This is a genomic window from Exiguobacterium sp. K1, assembly GCF_033721435.1.
GTDB lineage: Bacteria > Bacillota > Bacilli > Exiguobacteriales > Exiguobacteriaceae > Exiguobacterium_A > Exiguobacterium_A artemiae.
The window spans coordinates 330,317-345,001 of the sequence record NZ_JAOTIT010000003.1 but is presented as its reverse complement, the minus strand read 5'-3'; the positions used below and the strand labels follow the sequence as shown (position 1 = coordinate 345,001).

General features: G+C 39.3%; 18 protein-coding genes. 1 reads left to right on the top strand and 17 read right to left on the bottom strand.

Annotated features, from left to right (window positions below):
* Positions 1-81: 81 nt before the first annotated feature.
* The 3 genes from N7U64_RS09385 to N7U64_RS09375 all read right to left on the bottom strand — a co-directional run bounded on the left by N7U64_RS09385 (position 82) and on the right by N7U64_RS09375 (position 2,058).
* A complete protein-coding gene (locus tag N7U64_RS09385; protein ID WP_318929580.1) occupies positions 82-351 on the bottom strand; it encodes a hypothetical protein in 270 nt (89 codons plus the stop codon).
* Positions 352-713: 362 nt separating this feature from the next.
* On the bottom strand, positions 714-1,787 hold the full coding sequence (locus N7U64_RS09380) for a phage portal protein (protein WP_318929578.1): 1,074 nt from the start codon (positions 1,785-1,787) through the stop codon (positions 714-716).
* Entirely contained in the window at positions 1,777-2,058 is a 282-nt protein-coding gene (locus tag N7U64_RS09375) for a hypothetical protein (protein ID WP_318929576.1), read from the bottom strand. The genes N7U64_RS09380 and N7U64_RS09375 overlap by 11 nt, the downstream gene beginning before the upstream one ends.
* A gap of 131 nt (positions 2,059-2,189) precedes the next feature.
* On the opposite strand from N7U64_RS09375, the gene N7U64_RS09370 reads away from it, so the two are divergent.
* Positions 2,190-2,354 carry a hypothetical protein gene (locus N7U64_RS09370; RefSeq protein WP_318929574.1) on the top strand — a complete coding sequence of 55 codons (165 nt, stop codon included), beginning with the start codon at positions 2,190-2,192 and terminating at the stop codon, positions 2,352-2,354.
* A gap of 912 nt (positions 2,355-3,266) precedes the next feature.
* Here the strand turns inward: N7U64_RS09370 and N7U64_RS09365 are convergent.
* From N7U64_RS09365 to N7U64_RS09305, 14 genes are all read right to left on the bottom strand, one after another.
* Positions 3,267-4,001 carry a hypothetical protein gene (locus tag N7U64_RS09365; RefSeq protein WP_318929571.1) on the bottom strand — a complete coding sequence of 245 codons (735 nt, stop codon included), beginning with the start codon at positions 3,999-4,001 and terminating at the stop codon, positions 3,267-3,269.
* A gap of 774 nt (positions 4,002-4,775) precedes the next feature.
* Positions 4,776-5,600 (bottom strand): hypothetical protein, encoded by an 825-nt coding sequence (locus N7U64_RS09360; protein ID WP_318929570.1) that lies wholly within the window; start codon positions 5,598-5,600, stop codon positions 4,776-4,778.
* A 98-nt stretch (positions 5,601-5,698) separates the two neighbouring features.
* Positions 5,699-5,887: a hypothetical protein gene (locus tag N7U64_RS09355; RefSeq protein ID WP_318929568.1), complete on the bottom strand. Its 189-nt coding sequence runs from the start codon at positions 5,885-5,887 to the stop codon at positions 5,699-5,701.
* 308 nt (positions 5,888-6,195) lie between these two features.
* Positions 6,196-6,651: a recombinase family protein gene (locus N7U64_RS15405; RefSeq protein ID WP_413230434.1), complete on the bottom strand. Its 456-nt coding sequence runs from the start codon at positions 6,649-6,651 to the stop codon at positions 6,196-6,198.
* A 17-nt stretch (positions 6,652-6,668) separates the two neighbouring features.
* The gene (locus N7U64_RS09350; RefSeq protein ID WP_318929567.1) at positions 6,669-7,079 is read right to left on the bottom strand and encodes a recombinase family protein; all 411 of its coding nucleotides are present in this window, start codon (positions 7,077-7,079) and stop codon (positions 6,669-6,671) included.
* A gap of 361 nt (positions 7,080-7,440) precedes the next feature.
* Entirely contained in the window at positions 7,441-7,977 is a 537-nt protein-coding gene (locus N7U64_RS09345) for a PadR family transcriptional regulator (protein WP_318929565.1), read from the bottom strand.
* Between the two features lie 134 nt (positions 7,978-8,111).
* Positions 8,112-8,705: an NUDIX hydrolase gene (locus N7U64_RS09340; RefSeq protein WP_318929564.1), complete on the bottom strand. Its 594-nt coding sequence runs from the start codon at positions 8,703-8,705 to the stop codon at positions 8,112-8,114.
* Positions 8,702-9,283, bottom strand: coding sequence for a CDP-alcohol phosphatidyltransferase family protein (locus N7U64_RS09335; protein ID WP_012369896.1), 582 nt, complete (start codon positions 9,281-9,283; stop codon positions 8,702-8,704). The genes N7U64_RS09340 and N7U64_RS09335 overlap by 4 nt, the downstream gene beginning before the upstream one ends.
* A gap of 1 nt (position 9,284) precedes the next feature.
* The gene (locus N7U64_RS09330) at positions 9,285-10,175 is read right to left on the bottom strand and encodes an ABC transporter ATP-binding protein (protein ID WP_318929561.1); all 891 of its coding nucleotides are present in this window, start codon (positions 10,173-10,175) and stop codon (positions 9,285-9,287) included.
* Entirely contained in the window at positions 10,147-10,893 is a 747-nt protein-coding gene (locus N7U64_RS09325) for an ABC transporter permease (protein ID WP_318929559.1), read from the bottom strand. Before N7U64_RS09325 ends, N7U64_RS09330 begins: the two co-directional genes overlap by 29 nt.
* Positions 10,890-11,654 (bottom strand): ABC transporter permease, encoded by a 765-nt coding sequence (locus tag N7U64_RS09320; RefSeq protein WP_318929557.1) that lies wholly within the window; start codon positions 11,652-11,654, stop codon positions 10,890-10,892. Before N7U64_RS09320 ends, N7U64_RS09325 begins: the two co-directional genes overlap by 4 nt.
* Positions 11,641-12,834 carry an ABC transporter substrate-binding protein gene (locus N7U64_RS09315; RefSeq protein ID WP_318929555.1) on the bottom strand — a complete coding sequence of 398 codons (1,194 nt, stop codon included), beginning with the start codon at positions 12,832-12,834 and terminating at the stop codon, positions 11,641-11,643. Before N7U64_RS09315 ends, N7U64_RS09320 begins: the two co-directional genes overlap by 14 nt.
* Before the next feature lie 15 nt (positions 12,835-12,849).
* Positions 12,850-13,608 carry an SDR family NAD(P)-dependent oxidoreductase gene (locus N7U64_RS09310; protein ID WP_214765348.1) on the bottom strand — a complete coding sequence of 253 codons (759 nt, stop codon included), beginning with the start codon at positions 13,606-13,608 and terminating at the stop codon, positions 12,850-12,852.
* On the bottom strand, positions 13,592-14,578 hold the full coding sequence (locus N7U64_RS09305; RefSeq protein ID WP_318929552.1) for an MBL fold metallo-hydrolase: 987 nt from the start codon (positions 14,576-14,578) through the stop codon (positions 13,592-13,594). The genes N7U64_RS09310 and N7U64_RS09305 overlap by 17 nt, the downstream gene beginning before the upstream one ends.
* Positions 14,579-14,685 lie beyond the last annotated feature (107 nt).

Below are 14,685 nucleotides of genomic sequence, written 5' to 3'. Positions count from 1 at the left end.
CATGTTCATCATAAAAATTTGAAATAGAATATAGTAAGAGAAATAAAAAATCCCAAATAAACGGACTTTTAAAAATTGGATTTATAATTCATGTAGTACATCAATTTCAAATTGACAAAAAGCTTTTTTGTTTCTTCCACGAGCTAAATACCAAAACAAATCAGATCGATAATTTGTTCCATGGACTTTATTGAAAAATGCGGTTGCCTCTGTTGGCTCTTTAGATGAAGAAAAGTAGACTTCCTTTTCAGCATTTATTAATAAAACAGAATATGATTTGTACTTTTCATTCGGAATAAAATACTTTTTTTCTTTATGTGTAATCGCTTCTACTAATTCATTTTTCTTCATCTTCCACATGCCTTTAATTTGAAATCCTCTATTTTTAGCATAATCTTTTAATTACTCAATTTTCATACCATTTAAATTCAAATTCATCTCCCCATTCATTTGAATTAATTATATGCTTCACCAAAAAATATGTAAGCGGGTTAATTATAAAAATATTGAAATTAAATCTTAACTAAAATTATCGTTAATAATTCGCTATAACTTTACAACTCTTGATAATGCTATGAGCCATCTAATTATTTTTTTAGTTTTTCCTCTTTTTCATTTAATAGCGTATTTAGATTAATGATATTATCCGTCTCTGCATCTCTAAGGACGTGACCTAAAGAATGAACAAAATAATCCATGTTACCTTTCATAGGTTAATCTAATTTCTCTCTAGCTTCGGAAAGCGAAATTAAACCATTATTGAGAAGCTTCTCGACAATTTCAATTTTTTCTTTTTCAAATACCCGAATTAATTCAGCTGTATCAAATCGGAAAAACGATTGATTTCCATCAATGTATTCTTTATCAAATGAATTTTCGATAGCAGATAGAATAGGCTGGAGGCACAATTGTAAAAACTGAATGTTGTTCTGTTCTAACGAATTATATTTGTTCCTATTCGTAGAAATCATAGATTCAGGAAGATTAAACAGTCGTGCGATCTCAGAAATAAGCGAACTATTTTGTTCAACCATTTGCATATCTGCTAATGAATTGGAGATCGGTTCATATTCCATGCCACTCTCTAAGATAACGGTTTCACCTGAATTTTTAGCTCCAGTATAAATCTCTTTCCAAGATTCACGAAGTCTCTCAGCAACATCTTTTGTTAACTTGCTATCCGTTTTAAGCACACCCGCTGGAGAAGTTCCATTATATAAGGTCGAGGAAATTAGATTCAACCCATTGAGAGTTGCCCGAAGAATAACTTCTCCATTTTCTAAAATCCCGCTTTCAGCAATTTTAATAATGATTAATTTATCTTCTGGAATTACCTTTGTGGAATATTTAGAGTATTTATAAATGACTTCTCCAACTACTACCTCGGCTTCATCTGTATATTTTTCAAGTGACATATGCTTTGTATCTAACACATATAAATCTTGATCTGATTTATATATATAAGCAGTTCCATACAGTAGTAAGTTTTCAACAAGTTGTATTTTCATATAGAATGCAGTGTCAAAAGTATTTGGTTTAAAGTTAAATAGATAATGCAACTCATGATCTACAGGAATTACTTCATTATTTAAGTGTTCATAATTCTTGATTTCTAGATTTGCAATTGTGTTTGTAATAATGTCCATTGCCATTTTAAAAGCTGGAATCTTATATGCTTCATCAAGGCTAATTCCGCTATTATATGATTTCATGATGGCTAAAGATCCAATTTCTTCGCTAATAGTTATCAGAGTTTTTTGGAACAAGTTGTTAAAATTAAACGCCATTTAAATATTTCTCCTTTTTTAACTTTGATACAGTCTTCTTTACTTTTGATGAATAAGAAAGCTCTTTAAAAGATTCGGGAGTATTTAAATCTTCACAAGAAATATATTCCACCGCTCTTTGTACTGATAATTCTTTTTCAAGAAGTAAGTTAATCAAAGCTTCAGGTAATAGTTTTTTGTAAGTACCTTGAGATACATTAAGCTTAATAAATATAAATTCTTCAATGTAATCGTTTAGATTTTTTACAATTTCTGAGTTAAAAGCTTTCATCATTACCATCCTTTTGTAAAATTTAGTCTTACTTTATTTTTTGTGATATAATATTTGTGCGCTGATTGTCAGTGTGCTTGTCAATATGAGGTCACCTACTTTCGGTAGCAATACCGAGGAGGATGATATACATGACAAAAACGTATGCAGTACTATTAGTTCTATTAATGATGGGTGTAGTATTAAGCGATATTTTTTCCGTTTCTAACGGGAAGATCGTAGTGGATACGAAAGCCCTTAAAAGCTTTTATTTCACAACTGTTATACCAGTAATTGCAATTCTTGTTTCCATCTAAGAGGTTGCATCGTTCTCAGTGATGGGGGGCTGATTTAGCCCTCTAGAGAACACTTTATTTTATAGGAACGAAGCCCACATTAACTAGATGTACACGTGTACGGGTGTTAAGCTGAAACACAATTGGCGCTCAGCCACTTTGCTGATCCTTCTGTCGCACCTGTTATGTTATCGCTCTTCCCCTCGGTATATGAAACTTGCTCAAGAATGAAATTATTCTTGAGTAAGTTTCTTTTTTGTTTTTTTTCTAGGTTCCTTATAAGAATTGCACTTATATTATGATCTATCAGAAACAAGGAGAGTCCACCTTTAATTGCTTGAATTAAGGGTGAACAAATTTTTATGAAACAGCATGAAGTTATTAATGAGACTGATTAACTCTAATAGAAAAAACAATGACAATTAAATCTAAAAATAAATTAAAAGATGTTATTTCTCAGATATAAGATCTGATACTTTATTTTTAGATAAAATTACACTCGTAGAAATTTCAAAGAAGATTCAAATGAAGAAACTGATAACTATCTTAAAACTTTGATTAGAAAGTTTAACCAAAAGATAACCCAATTAACCATGGATAGTTAATTGGATCATATTCCAACATGGAAAAGGAGAAAACACAAACAAATTTAATGTTTACGCATTAAATACGCTTACACTATATAAATGCTTATTTAAGGCATTGTGCGTAACTTTTACAGACTTTTTTTCTTATTTTTAGCCCATTTTTCTTATTTTCAGCCTATATATTTAGGATAATTTTTATTTTGATTAACGATAATAAAAATTAATAATGTTTGGTATCTTAGTAGTATGGTTGCATACATAAATGAGCAGTTATGCGTAATTACAATCAAATAAAAAAGCCTAAGATTAACTCAGGCTAAAATTAATTATTTAATTATTTAATTATTCAAAATGTTAAATTAATTTTTTTATATGCTTTTTCTGTCAACGATTTAGAGAACATTCTTACGGGAAATCCTTCATATTGGACATAGATTTCATTATAGGCGTCAGTACTAAATTTTTGGGCAGCCAATTGCTTTGAGAGTCCTTTTGATAAGAACAAATAGTACTTAGATTGTCGGCCCTTATAATACTGAGCAAGAACAAATCTATATTGTGAGTAAGGAATTTCTGTTTTTTCTTTATTCCGACCGTATAAATAGTATTTATAGTCTTTTGAATCATTCAGATCTATTCTTTTCCCCATAATGATTTCTCCAGTTTCTAAATCGATTTCTCGAATACGTTCATACGGAAGCTTAAATTTTAAAATTCCTACCTCGCGAAATAAGTTTATATACTTACCGATTGTCTTACTCGATAGTTGCATTTTCTCCGCGATTTCTTCATCACTGCTCGTAGATAAATCCTCTTTAATGAATAAATATAATAACTTTTCCGCGGTCTTTTCATTAGGAAATTGAACTTCAACTTCTGCAATAGATTCAATTGTTTTCATAAAGTTACTCTTTTTATAAAAGTTCTCAATATGATAAACATAGGTCCCTTTACATAATTTTTCTCTTGTATAAACCCATATTTTTAGCTTTGTTTTATGTGCTTGTTGTAATGTCCGGAATGCAATATTTAATTCAATTGCCAAATCCTTTTCTGTAAACGTATCAATGTTTTTCTCCATAGTATTCTCTCCTAAGTTCATTTGTCTTTACATTTTTATTATGCTTACTATAAAAAAAACTAAGAAAGAAACAGAAAAAACCCTATATTTTAACAGCCAATTAAGGACGTTAAGATGTAGGACTGAATAAAAGGATTAATTTTAATGTATATAACCGTGGCTAAATAAAGCGCACATTAAGATTCATGCTCTGTTTATAATAAAATATAGAACTTAGATATGTACTTTTTATTAGCACTAAGAAACGTGATCTTAGTTTCTTAGTAAGGTGCTCAAACCTGTTTGAGTGCCTATATCTTGAACTTTTATAATAGTCGATCAATCTAATAATCTAAGTAAATCATATTAGTTCATTCATACAGACAAGCAATGGTCTTCTGCTTAGCTGTAACATATCTGAGCTTGCGAAGATATGTAATCTCTTGAACTTAGATGAGGCAATCTTATATGCTACTACCTTCTACGAATCCTTTATACAATTTGTATTTAGAATCAAGTTCAAGAGACTATTCATCGAAACGAGGAGCATGTTTCGATGAAGCAATTAAATTTAATTAATCTATTATGAAATCTACAATCCACTATAAATAGCTATGACATACTTAAAGACATTGTGTCCAAGCAAGCTTGAACACGTACTAACAAATGGTGGACCTATTTGTTAGTAGTAATCAATCATATAGTAAAACACACAGAATATAATTCTAGGTCTTATTTAAAAAACAGAGCTAGAACTTTATCGTGTGTTTTTTTAATAGTGCCGCTTAACTTATTTCACAGCCCCATTATTGCTTTACCTACCTCTAAAATCCATCGCTCATCAACAATAACTTTAGATACCGATTGAAGTAAAACTTGGTTTCCGAATTTCATTAACGAAGTAGCGATGTTATTTATTTTGTTTGGCTTATTCTTTTCGTCAGGGCTATTTAGTTCCACAACTAATGCTTTAATTAATTGATTCACTTCTTCTTCTTTACCATTTAAATCGATTTCATCATTCTTAATTTGATCTATCACTTCCATCACAAGCGAATCACTTTGGTTAGCAGTAATATTTTCAATGGTAGATTGAAAATTGTATATATTCCCTTTTGAAACTCCACCATTATGATTAATCGTTATAGATAGATTTTCTTTTTTTATTTCATTTTTATTTTCTTTTTCCGCTTCGAAATGATTATCAATTATCTCAACCATATATCTAAAAGTTGATCGAAGTATGTCAGATCTAAATTTTTTTTCATAAGAGGTCCTGCCATACACTTGATTAACGTAAGACACATAATTAAGATCATCTTTAGTAATTTTTTCAATGAGTAATAGCAGATAGATAATTCTTGAATCAACATTTGTTGGTAACTGTAAATCAAGCTGCCTCGTGATTCCTGAATGTTCATGAAAATCTTCAAGTGTTTTCCCGCTATTTAAATAGTCCTTTAATATCTCACTAATAATTAAATCATCATGGATCATATTATAAACGGTGGCTATATTTTCTGAAATAAAAAACGTATCAGAATTTATTACATTATCAATGGCATACTTAAGCATTTTAATCGCATGATTAACATTTTTTATATCAGTTTTTTCCTCCATTAAACTTTTCCTGCCCCCTCTTAATTAAAAGATAGCCTCATTTTTTAGTAAATTGAGGCTATCTAATCTTTACATTCGGAAGTCATATAGTTTCTATGTCAAAGAGTCATTTGAATTAATTTAATGATTAACGTAGAAGCCTGCAATAAAAACAATACTGTAGAAAATGATAACTTATTGGATTCATTTTCATCATTTGGTGTTTCTACTTTTTTATTCGGGCGGCTGATTTCCATATTAATTTTGAAATTGATCGAAGTTTTATTATTGTCATCGTTGTTTTTCATTTTGTTAACACCCTTCGTTTTTTATAATCAAGCATTTGAAATGTTAACAGGACGTCTCCCATTTCTCCGATCGGGCTATAAAACAAATTGTACTACACTATCTTAAATATAAAGCAGTCATTCCTTCAATATCGAGCATAAAATGTAAATCTGTGGATAACTTTTTAATTGTGGATAACTTGTTTTAATCATTTATCATTACTATCACCGTTTATTAACAATCTAAAACTATAGGCATTCTTTTAAAAAAATAATTCTTCTACATTTTTTATTTCTTAAAGAATATAAAGTTATTTAATCAATTTCAACTATAAAAATTGAATTAGATTTGAATCACTGCTTGTACATAAAGCTACTATGATACTTAAATTCTGTCTACCACTAAGACATGGAATGACAATCGGTCCTTTTTTCTCGTTGATTCTTAGTTTCTTATCACATTTCCCGCAGTATATTAACCCTGATAATGTGAAACGAGGATTTGTATTTCTACCAAAAGAATTCGCACTAGAATATACTTTTTGCTGTACGTCATTCCATAATGCTTCTGAAATAATAGCTTCATAATTATTTTCAATGGCAATAGGATTTTTCTGACCAAATTTTAATTTCCCAAAATAAATCTCGTTCTTAATAATTCTTTGAAGATGTGATAAATAAAATACTTTTCCAGGCTTGTTCGTTACATTCATTTCAATCAATTGATCGGTGACATTTAAAATCGATTTTCCTAAAGAAAGCTCTTCAAAGATAAATTTAATAATCTCAGCTTCTTTTTTATCTACATGAAGAAAATTTTTTTATCTTTAACATATCCATACGGAGGTCTTCTTAAAAATTTACCCTGATTTACGGCAATCATTGTTCCCATTTCTAGTCTTTTTTTAATAGATCGATGTTCATATTCAGCCAACATACTTTGTAAATCGTAACTAAATAAATCAGCATCATTTTTAAAATTATAAATTGCATTTGGAAGTACAAGTTCAATACTATGAAGCGCAAAATCTTGTTTAATAAGTTGTAAGTGCAAATTCGAACGAGATAATCGATCAATATCCATCGCAATAATTCTATCGTATTTATGAAGATTAGAGGTTAATAATTTAAACTGTAAACGGCTATCGTCGGAGCCTGACTCAATTTCTTCATATACATTATAGTCACCATAACTTTTTGCAATCGGAATCAAAATCGATTTATGTCTATCAAATAAATCCTTATCTAAAATGTCTTCATCATGTCGTCATTTTCTAAAATAAACAGCAGAAATCTTCATATTTTTTTGCATCTCCTCTTGTTTTGTACCTTACACCAATCATTATACGTAGGAATATAAAAGTGTAAAAAAGAACGGTAAAAAAATATGAACATTTCTAAATTTTATTTTCAGCAGAAATAAAAAACGCTGGTACACTCACGTTCGTAGTCCTCCTCTAATCCCTTTATAATTCATTTACTGTACCATATCGTCTGTCTCGAATGCTCTTTTGACGACGCAAAAAAAAACAATCCCCTGTTTTGACAAAGGATTGATGATATCACTGTATGGTTCAGACATTCGCCTGACTTTTCTTTATTTCTTCCATCGCCCAATCACACCAGTCGAGATAATTCAGCATCATGCGTAAGCCGTATTCACTCGTCAAAGTTTCCCCAAGCGTTGCCCCATTTTCCAAATGATCTTTCCGCCAGATCTTCATCATATCGACGGCAAACTGATGATGCCGCTTCGATTCTTCCAAATACAAAATCGCTTCATCCGGCGGCAACAGATGCAGCAAGGACACCCGCATCAAGTTTTCATCTTTCATCTTCGGCTTGAACTCACTTGGCGCACGCAACCAGGCGACAAGTGCCGTTTGTCCTTCTTCCGTAATCGAATAGACCTTTTTATCGGGTAAGTCTTCTTGAACGATGTACACACTGGTCACAAGCCGATCTTCTTCCATTTTCAACAATTCACGGTAAATTTGTGTATGATGCGCCGTCCAAAAATGAGTCATCTGCTTTTTGAACGTCGTACTTAAATCATATCCGGTCGCTTCTCCCTGAGTTAGCAGTCCGAGCAATGCAAATCGTAACGCCACTGGCTGCACCTTCTTTCATCAAATGTATATATTGTTAATTATCTCAAAGAAATGCCCATTATGCTACTTTTCGCCTAGCTTTACCGTAAAAAAACGAAAGGACCGTCGCATAAAAATGCATGACAGCCCTTTCGTTATGTCTGTTGGACACGATATGCTTGAATTCCTTCATTCACACGTCTAAAGTAGGCAGACGGATGCAGGACGAATTGATCGCGGCGGATGATTTCTTGATCCACGGTCTTAAACGTTTCTGCTGTCTCGTCTGCCAGCCGGTCAAACTCGGAAAATGGTAAGGCAATCAATCGACTGACTTCTTCTGTTTGCAACACGTAACGTTCGAGCGGCATCGATTCATCCGTCAGGAACAGATGGACACGTTCACGATCTTTTAAGTCCTCGAGTATCAACTCTTCCAAGAAGACGCCCAGTGGAAACAGTTGCTCAAACTGCCGGACGAGACCGATCTCTTCTTCGAGTTCGCGGATTCCATCCCTCGGCGTCTCACCTGCGAGCAAATGTCCGGCAGCCGTAATATCAATCAGCTCCGGGAAATCTTTTTTCTGTTTCGCCCGTTGTTTCAAGATCACGTGGCCTTCCTCCAGATTGATGACAAAACAATGAAACGTCTCATGCCACAACCCCTCATGGTGGATTTTCTTGCGGGTTGCCGGATACAGCGGTTGACCGGTGGAATCAACGACCATCAACTGTTCTGATTCGCTCATCGCAACACCTTCGAAGCTTGATAAAACCGCTCGCCGACCGTATACAATTCAGCAATCAAAAAGAGGATCGCAATCCAGATGATGGCGCTTGGAAACAGTAACATCGCAGTCAGAAAAAGGAATCCTTCCGTCCGTTCGACGAGGCCCGGTTGATACTGGAATGACTTAAATCCATAATTTTCGCTGACCGCTCCAATCGCAAGAAACATCGTCATACCAATCACGAATGAGGCGACGAGTAATAAAATGACGACTTGCGTCTCCGGAAAACGTAAGGCAATTCCGATCAGAACGGATAATTCCACAATCCGGTCGAGCACTAAATCGAGAATCGTCCCGATCGGTGTCGTTTTTTCCCGGCGTGCCATCGTTCCATCGACGACATCGAGTGCTCCGGACAGCCATAATAATAAAATTGCAATTCCCGTCATATCGTTATACACAAAGAAACCGGTCGAGGCACCGATGATGCCGGAAATGATGGTGACCTGGTTGGCAGAAAGCCCCATCTTCTTTAATAAGGTCGCCATCTGCTCAAAAAGGGGCTGGACGACTCTTCTCGCGCGTGTATCTAACATGCTACCCCTCCTTCCTCACAAGATAAGCTGTCACGTTTTCGAGGAACGTCTCTATCGTTTGAACAACAAGACGCTCACCTGTCTCGCGTTCGACTTCATAAAAACGAACACCGTACTGCGTCAGCTCTTTCGTAATCGTAACATGTTCCTGTAATCCATTCGTCGGTCTTAAGACCAACTTCACTTCCGATAAAGGATACCAATCACCGTCCAGGTACACACCGTCTCCGAAAAACGGACTTTTTTCCGCCAATTTAACCGGATGTCCCTGATCAATGATTTGTCCTTGTTCCATTACGTAGACATAATCCGCCATCGCCATCGCTTCCTCACGGTCGTGCGTCACAAGTAACGTCGTCACGCCTTTGGCGACCGTCAAGCGCCGGATTAGCGTCCGCAGTTCGCGGCGGCGTGGTAAATCGAGACTCGAGAACGGTTCGTCGAGCAACAGAAAATTCGGACCGCTGGCCAACGCCCGGGCAAGGCTGGCCCGTTGTTGTTCTCCACCGGACAGTTCATGGACAAAAGCATCTGCCCGTCCGGCTAATCCGACTTTCTCCAACCATTGTTTCAAATCCCCATGATGACCTTTTGCCATACCAAGACGGATATTTTGAGCGACCGTCAAATGAGGAAACAGTAACGGACGTTGAAACAACATTGTCACACCCCGTTGATTCGGAGCGGCATGTGTCATATCGATCTCTCCGAAACGGATGGTTCCGTCCGATACTTTCTCAAGACCTGCAATCAATCGCAGCAGTGTTGTTTTTCCGCTTCCGCTCGGACCGACCAAAGCGACACATTGCCCCGACGTAATGCGTAAATCAATGCCCTGCAAGACTTGTTTCTGACCAAATCGTTTATTGACGTGCTGAATCGTAACGTCCATCTAACAGCCTCCGAACTAATCGCACCCATGCTTCGAGCAGCATGAGTTGCACAAAATAAATCAAAAACGGTAAAACAAGCAGCCAGATCGTCGCTTCTTTCGCTGCAATCAAAGAATTTCCGGAATACAGCGGAAACGCTTCAAGCGCAATCATTTGAACGACACCGCCTCCGATCAGGGTGACGAGTGCATATTGGCTCAAGGCAATGACCGTTACGAGCAGAGTGACGGATTGGATGGCAGAACGCATCATCGGGCCTGTCAAAAAAACAAATCGTTTTATACGGCTCGGTTCAATCAACACCATCTGTTCCATCATCTGTTCCCCCAGTGCCTGAAACGCATTCGTATAGATCCGAATCGTATACGGTAACGTTGGAAGCAGTAAAACCAGCAACACTCCGACAAATTGATCGGCAAGTCCTAACCGGATCCAGGTCAGATAAAGACCAAACGACAATAACAAAACCGGTAAAAAGAGCGGTAAACTGATCAATAGTTCCATCGAGCGGATGAGTCGTCCCGCGCGAAACGCAATTGCCTTTCCAGTAATATAGCCGATCGAATGATTGAGCAGCGTCAAGGCAACAATCATCGAAATCGTCGTTGCCAAGGTTTCAAACAACCGCGGATTCCAAGTCCAGGTGGACGGAATCAATCCGAACAACGGAACGAGGATCAGGAATCCTGTCACTCCTGTTATGATCCGTCTCCTCATTCGATCCGCCCCTTACTGATCCGTTCCGTTAACGGACGAATCATTCGTGTGAACAGCAATAGCAGTAAAAACAGAAGGCCGGTCAAGAGGACACTGATGGCAAATGCTTCCGGTTGACGCGACAAATCGCCCTGCGTATACAAATCAAACGTATAGACACCAATCAGCTTCGGATACGTCACACCGAGCAACGCCGGGACTTCGTAAGCAAACAGGGTGAAGGCAAAAACGATAAAGGCTGCTTCCAGAACAGGAAACAGCAAAAATACCCCTTTTCCGTGCCAAAACCGTTTCATCCGTGACAAACCGAGCATCAATCCCAGTTCTTCATAGCGATGGTCGAGACGCCGATAGACCGGCAGTAAATAGAAAAAGACAAACGGGATTTCCTTGTAGAGATACGTCAAGATGATACTAAATTGATTCACCTCGTGCGGACCAATGACCGGGAAATCACTCAGGTAAAGAATGGCTAGATAGGCTGCACCAAGATGGGGCAAAAATAACGGGACGGCCAGGATTTGCGCAGCCCATCCCGTCTGTTTCGCAAAAATTCCGGCCAATCCTGCCCCGATCAATACAGCCAGTACGGTACTGCTGACTGCGACATACAGACTGATGCCGACACTTTCCAAAAATACCGGATCTGCGGACAATTGCTTGTAATCTCCCCAAGTCGTCATCGAAAGACTGATGAACAGACCATATCCGACCATGCCGGCAATCAGCAGCGTTGCTGGCCAGGCATTACCGCGCCACACGTTCCGGCCAGTCTTTCCGAATCATATCAAAGATGGCCGGATCAAGTTCAGCACGGACTTTCCCCTCAAATGCCGCCGGTTTCGGTGTCGATTCCGCCGCCGGAACCTCTTCAAACGCCTGCTGTTCCTTCTGGCTTACCGTCGTCAAATCGAGGCTCGTTCCGTCTCCCCAGTAAGTGCCGTCGAATTTCTTGAGTTGGGCGTCCGGTGACAATAACGTATTAATCGTAACGAGTGCTCCATTCGGATTCGGTGCGTTAAACGGAATCGACAGGAAGTGGGTCGATGCGATTGAACCGTCTTTTAAGATCAGCGGACGTGTTTCTTTCGGGAATGTCCCTGACTTCACTTCCTGTTCCGCCCGTCGTTCGTTAAAGCCCATCGTGAAGGCGACACTTCCTTTGGCATACAGTTGGTCCAGCTGAGCGAGCGTCTTCGGATACGTTTTGCCTTCTTTCCATAAATAAGGCTTCAATTCGTTTAAATACGACCATGTTTTCTTAAAGTCCGCTTTCGGGTCCTTTAACGTCTCTTTTGACTCGAGCCCGTACATGACGTGTCGGACAAACGCATTCCCCGTAAAGTCCGTCACTTCCGGATACGTGAATTTGCCGGGATTTTCTTTGACCCAGCTTTTGAGTTCCTGCAAGTCTTGGGGCGGATTTTTGACACTGGCTTGATCGTAGTGGAACGTGTATTGAACTTTACCCCACGCGGCTTCGAGATGATCCGTCGGTGTTCCGCTGTCCGATCCTTGTGCCTGCGGATCGACGTATTTCATGTTCGGCAACACTTTTGTGATTTCACCGTATAACAAGCCGTCCTTTTTAGCGTTCCGGAAGTTGTCGCCGTTAATCCAGACGACATCGATGACACCCGTTTCTTTCCCGGCTTTCTTTTCCGCCCGCAGTTTTTGAATCAAGTCAGCCGTTTCAATCGGAACCCGCTTCAATGTAATCTTGTGCTCTTTTTTTAATTTTGGCGCCACGTATTCATCGATATAAGCGTTGATCCCCTCATCGCCGCCCCACATATACATCCGGACGGTCGTCGCATTAGCGTCTTTCGCAATCGACGTATAGGACGATCCTAATACTTTTTCTTGGACCGGTGCTGCCGGAGAGGCACATCCGGCAAGCAGCAGTCCTGTTGCTGCGATGGCAGTCATCTGTTTTATCATGTGTGAAAATCTCCTTTATTTTTTATCGAAGCCTGACTTCCCGAGCCATTCAATGACCCGCGGAAACAATCCGTAGGCCTTTGCCGAACCTTCCATCCAAAACGGCGCATTCACCTCGCGTTTTTCCCGGACCATGGCCCGCGTCACCGTTCGTGCTAATTTTTCTTTTGACAGGACGATGTTCGCAACGTTCTTTTCGTATTTCCGGCTGAGATCCGCCCGGACAAAAAATTCCGTCGCAATCGGTCCCGGATTGACCGTCATGACATGAAGACCCTGCGGCTTCAGTTCGAGACGCAATGCATTTGAAAACTGATATAACGCTGCTTTCGTCATGCAATAAATGCTCGACTTCGGTGTAGGTAACTTTCCGGCCTGACTTGCCACGTTGACAATCATGCCGTGCGGACGAAACAGCGGAAGACAGGCTTTCGTCAACCGGATCGGAGCCAAAACGTTGACCCGGTTCATCGATTCAATGGTTTCAATCGTCGTGTCCTTCAAAAAACTGAACTCCCCAAACCCGGCATTGTTGATCAGTACATCAATCATGCCATACCGGTCGGCGATTTGATCAGCCAGACGCTCCGGTGAATGTTCTAAATCGTAAACGATGTATTCCGCCTGAAGAGTTTTCGCCATCTGTTGGAGCCGATCTTCCCGCCGGGCGACTAAAATCAAATTTGCCCCGTGCCGGTTCAGCTCGTAAGCGAGTGCTTCCCCAAGACCGCTCGAGGCACCGGTCAAGACGACCGTCTTATTGATGAGATTCATGCGCACTGCCCTTTCTCATATACCGTAAAATTCCGTCTTGTTTTTCGACAACGATCTGTCCGCTGGCTACAAGGTAGTCGAGACGAGCTTTCATCTCACTCATGACAAGCGGGAACGATTTCTTCAACCGGTTCCCGTACGTCACTTGCGCAAGCTCAAACAGCGTTTTTGAACCTGTGATATGCTTCAACAACTGTTCACCGCGCGCTTTCCGTTGTAACAGACGTTCTTCGATTAAAGACGGGACATCGCGAATCGGTTCGCCGTGCCCGGTATAGGCAATCTGAATCTGTTCGCCCTGCAGTTTACGGAGGGAGCGCATGTACGCGAGGACCGGTCGTTTCATATCCGATTCATCTCCCGGCTGCGGCTGCTCCAGCAACGGATTCGGTTCGACGCGCGCCAACAGATGATCGGCTGCAAACAGAACACCCGATTGACTGAGAATGCCGATTTGATCGCTCGCATGCCCCGGAAGTTCAATGATCCGGTACGTGCCTGACGCCGTGATCGCATCCCCTTCCTGCAGGACATGATCAAGTTGTCCTTTGCCCAGCCATTTTAATGCCGATAAGTAACTCGGTAAAAGTGCCCGTATGTCGTCCGGTACTCCGAACGACAAGGCCAGCCGTTGCAGGAAGTCATCCCCTCTGCTCAAAAAGGCTTGGTCTTGTTCTAAGTAGGGACGCAGTCGCGCATGTCCATAAATCGGAATCCCCTGTTCAGAAAAACGGTAGGCAAGCCCCGCGTGATCCGCATGGTGGTGGGTCACGATCACTTTATCAAGCATCGAAACCGTCAATCCGATTTTTTGAAGACCTTCCTGCATCGCTTGCCAGGCTTGTTCCGTATCCGGACCACAATCAATTAAAATATTTTCCGAATCGGTCCGTAACACATAACAATTGATATCTCCGACCGGGAATGGTGTCGGAATCGGTAAAGTAAAGATTTCATCCTCTTGTCGCATCGGTAAACCCCTCTTCTCTCTGGATGGTTTCCTTCATTATAGAGAGAAAGAAGCGGCAGCGGCAAACTTTGTCGCCCTCAAACCGTTAAACCTTTAAAAAGAATACG

Coding starts and splice junctions, on each gene's coding strand:
- N7U64_RS09385 (WP_318929580.1), bottom strand. CDS start 351: ATGAAGAAAAATGAATTAGTAGAAGCGATTACACATAAAGAAAAAAAG.
- N7U64_RS09380 (WP_318929578.1), bottom strand. CDS start 1,787: ATGGCGTTTAATTTTAACAACTTGTTCCAAAAAACTCTGATAACTATT.
- N7U64_RS09375 (WP_318929576.1), bottom strand. CDS start 2,058: ATGAAAGCTTTTAACTCAGAAATTGTAAAAAATCTAAACGATTACATT.
- N7U64_RS09370 (WP_318929574.1), top strand. CDS start 2,190: ATGACAAAAACGTATGCAGTACTATTAGTTCTATTAATGATGGGTGTA.
- N7U64_RS09365 (WP_318929571.1), bottom strand. CDS start 4,001: ATGGAGAAAAACATTGATACGTTTACAGAAAAGGATTTGGCAATTGAA.
- N7U64_RS09360 (WP_318929570.1), bottom strand. CDS start 5,600: ATGGAGGAAAAAACTGATATAAAAAATGTTAATCATGCGATTAAAATG.
- N7U64_RS09355 (WP_318929568.1), bottom strand. CDS start 5,887: ATGAAAAACAACGATGACAATAATAAAACTTCGATCAATTTCAAAATT.
- N7U64_RS09340 (WP_318929564.1), bottom strand. CDS start 8,705: ATGAGCGAATCAGAACAGTTGATGGTCGTTGATTCCACCGGTCAACCG.
- N7U64_RS09335 (WP_012369896.1), bottom strand. CDS start 9,283: ATGTTAGATACACGCGCGAGAAGAGTCGTCCAGCCCCTTTTTGAGCAG.
- N7U64_RS09330 (WP_318929561.1), bottom strand. CDS start 10,175: ATGGACGTTACGATTCAGCACGTCAATAAACGATTTGGTCAGAAACAA.
- N7U64_RS09325 (WP_318929559.1), bottom strand. CDS start 10,893: ATGAGGAGACGGATCATAACAGGAGTGACAGGATTCCTGATCCTCGTT.
- N7U64_RS09315 (WP_318929555.1), bottom strand. CDS start 12,834: ATGATAAAACAGATGACTGCCATCGCAGCAACAGGACTGCTGCTTGCC.
- N7U64_RS09310 (WP_214765348.1), bottom strand. CDS start 13,608: ATGAATCTCATCAATAAGACGGTCGTCTTGACCGGTGCCTCGAGCGGT.
- N7U64_RS09305 (WP_318929552.1), bottom strand. CDS start 14,578: ATGCGACAAGAGGATGAAATCTTTACTTTACCGATTCCGACACCATTC.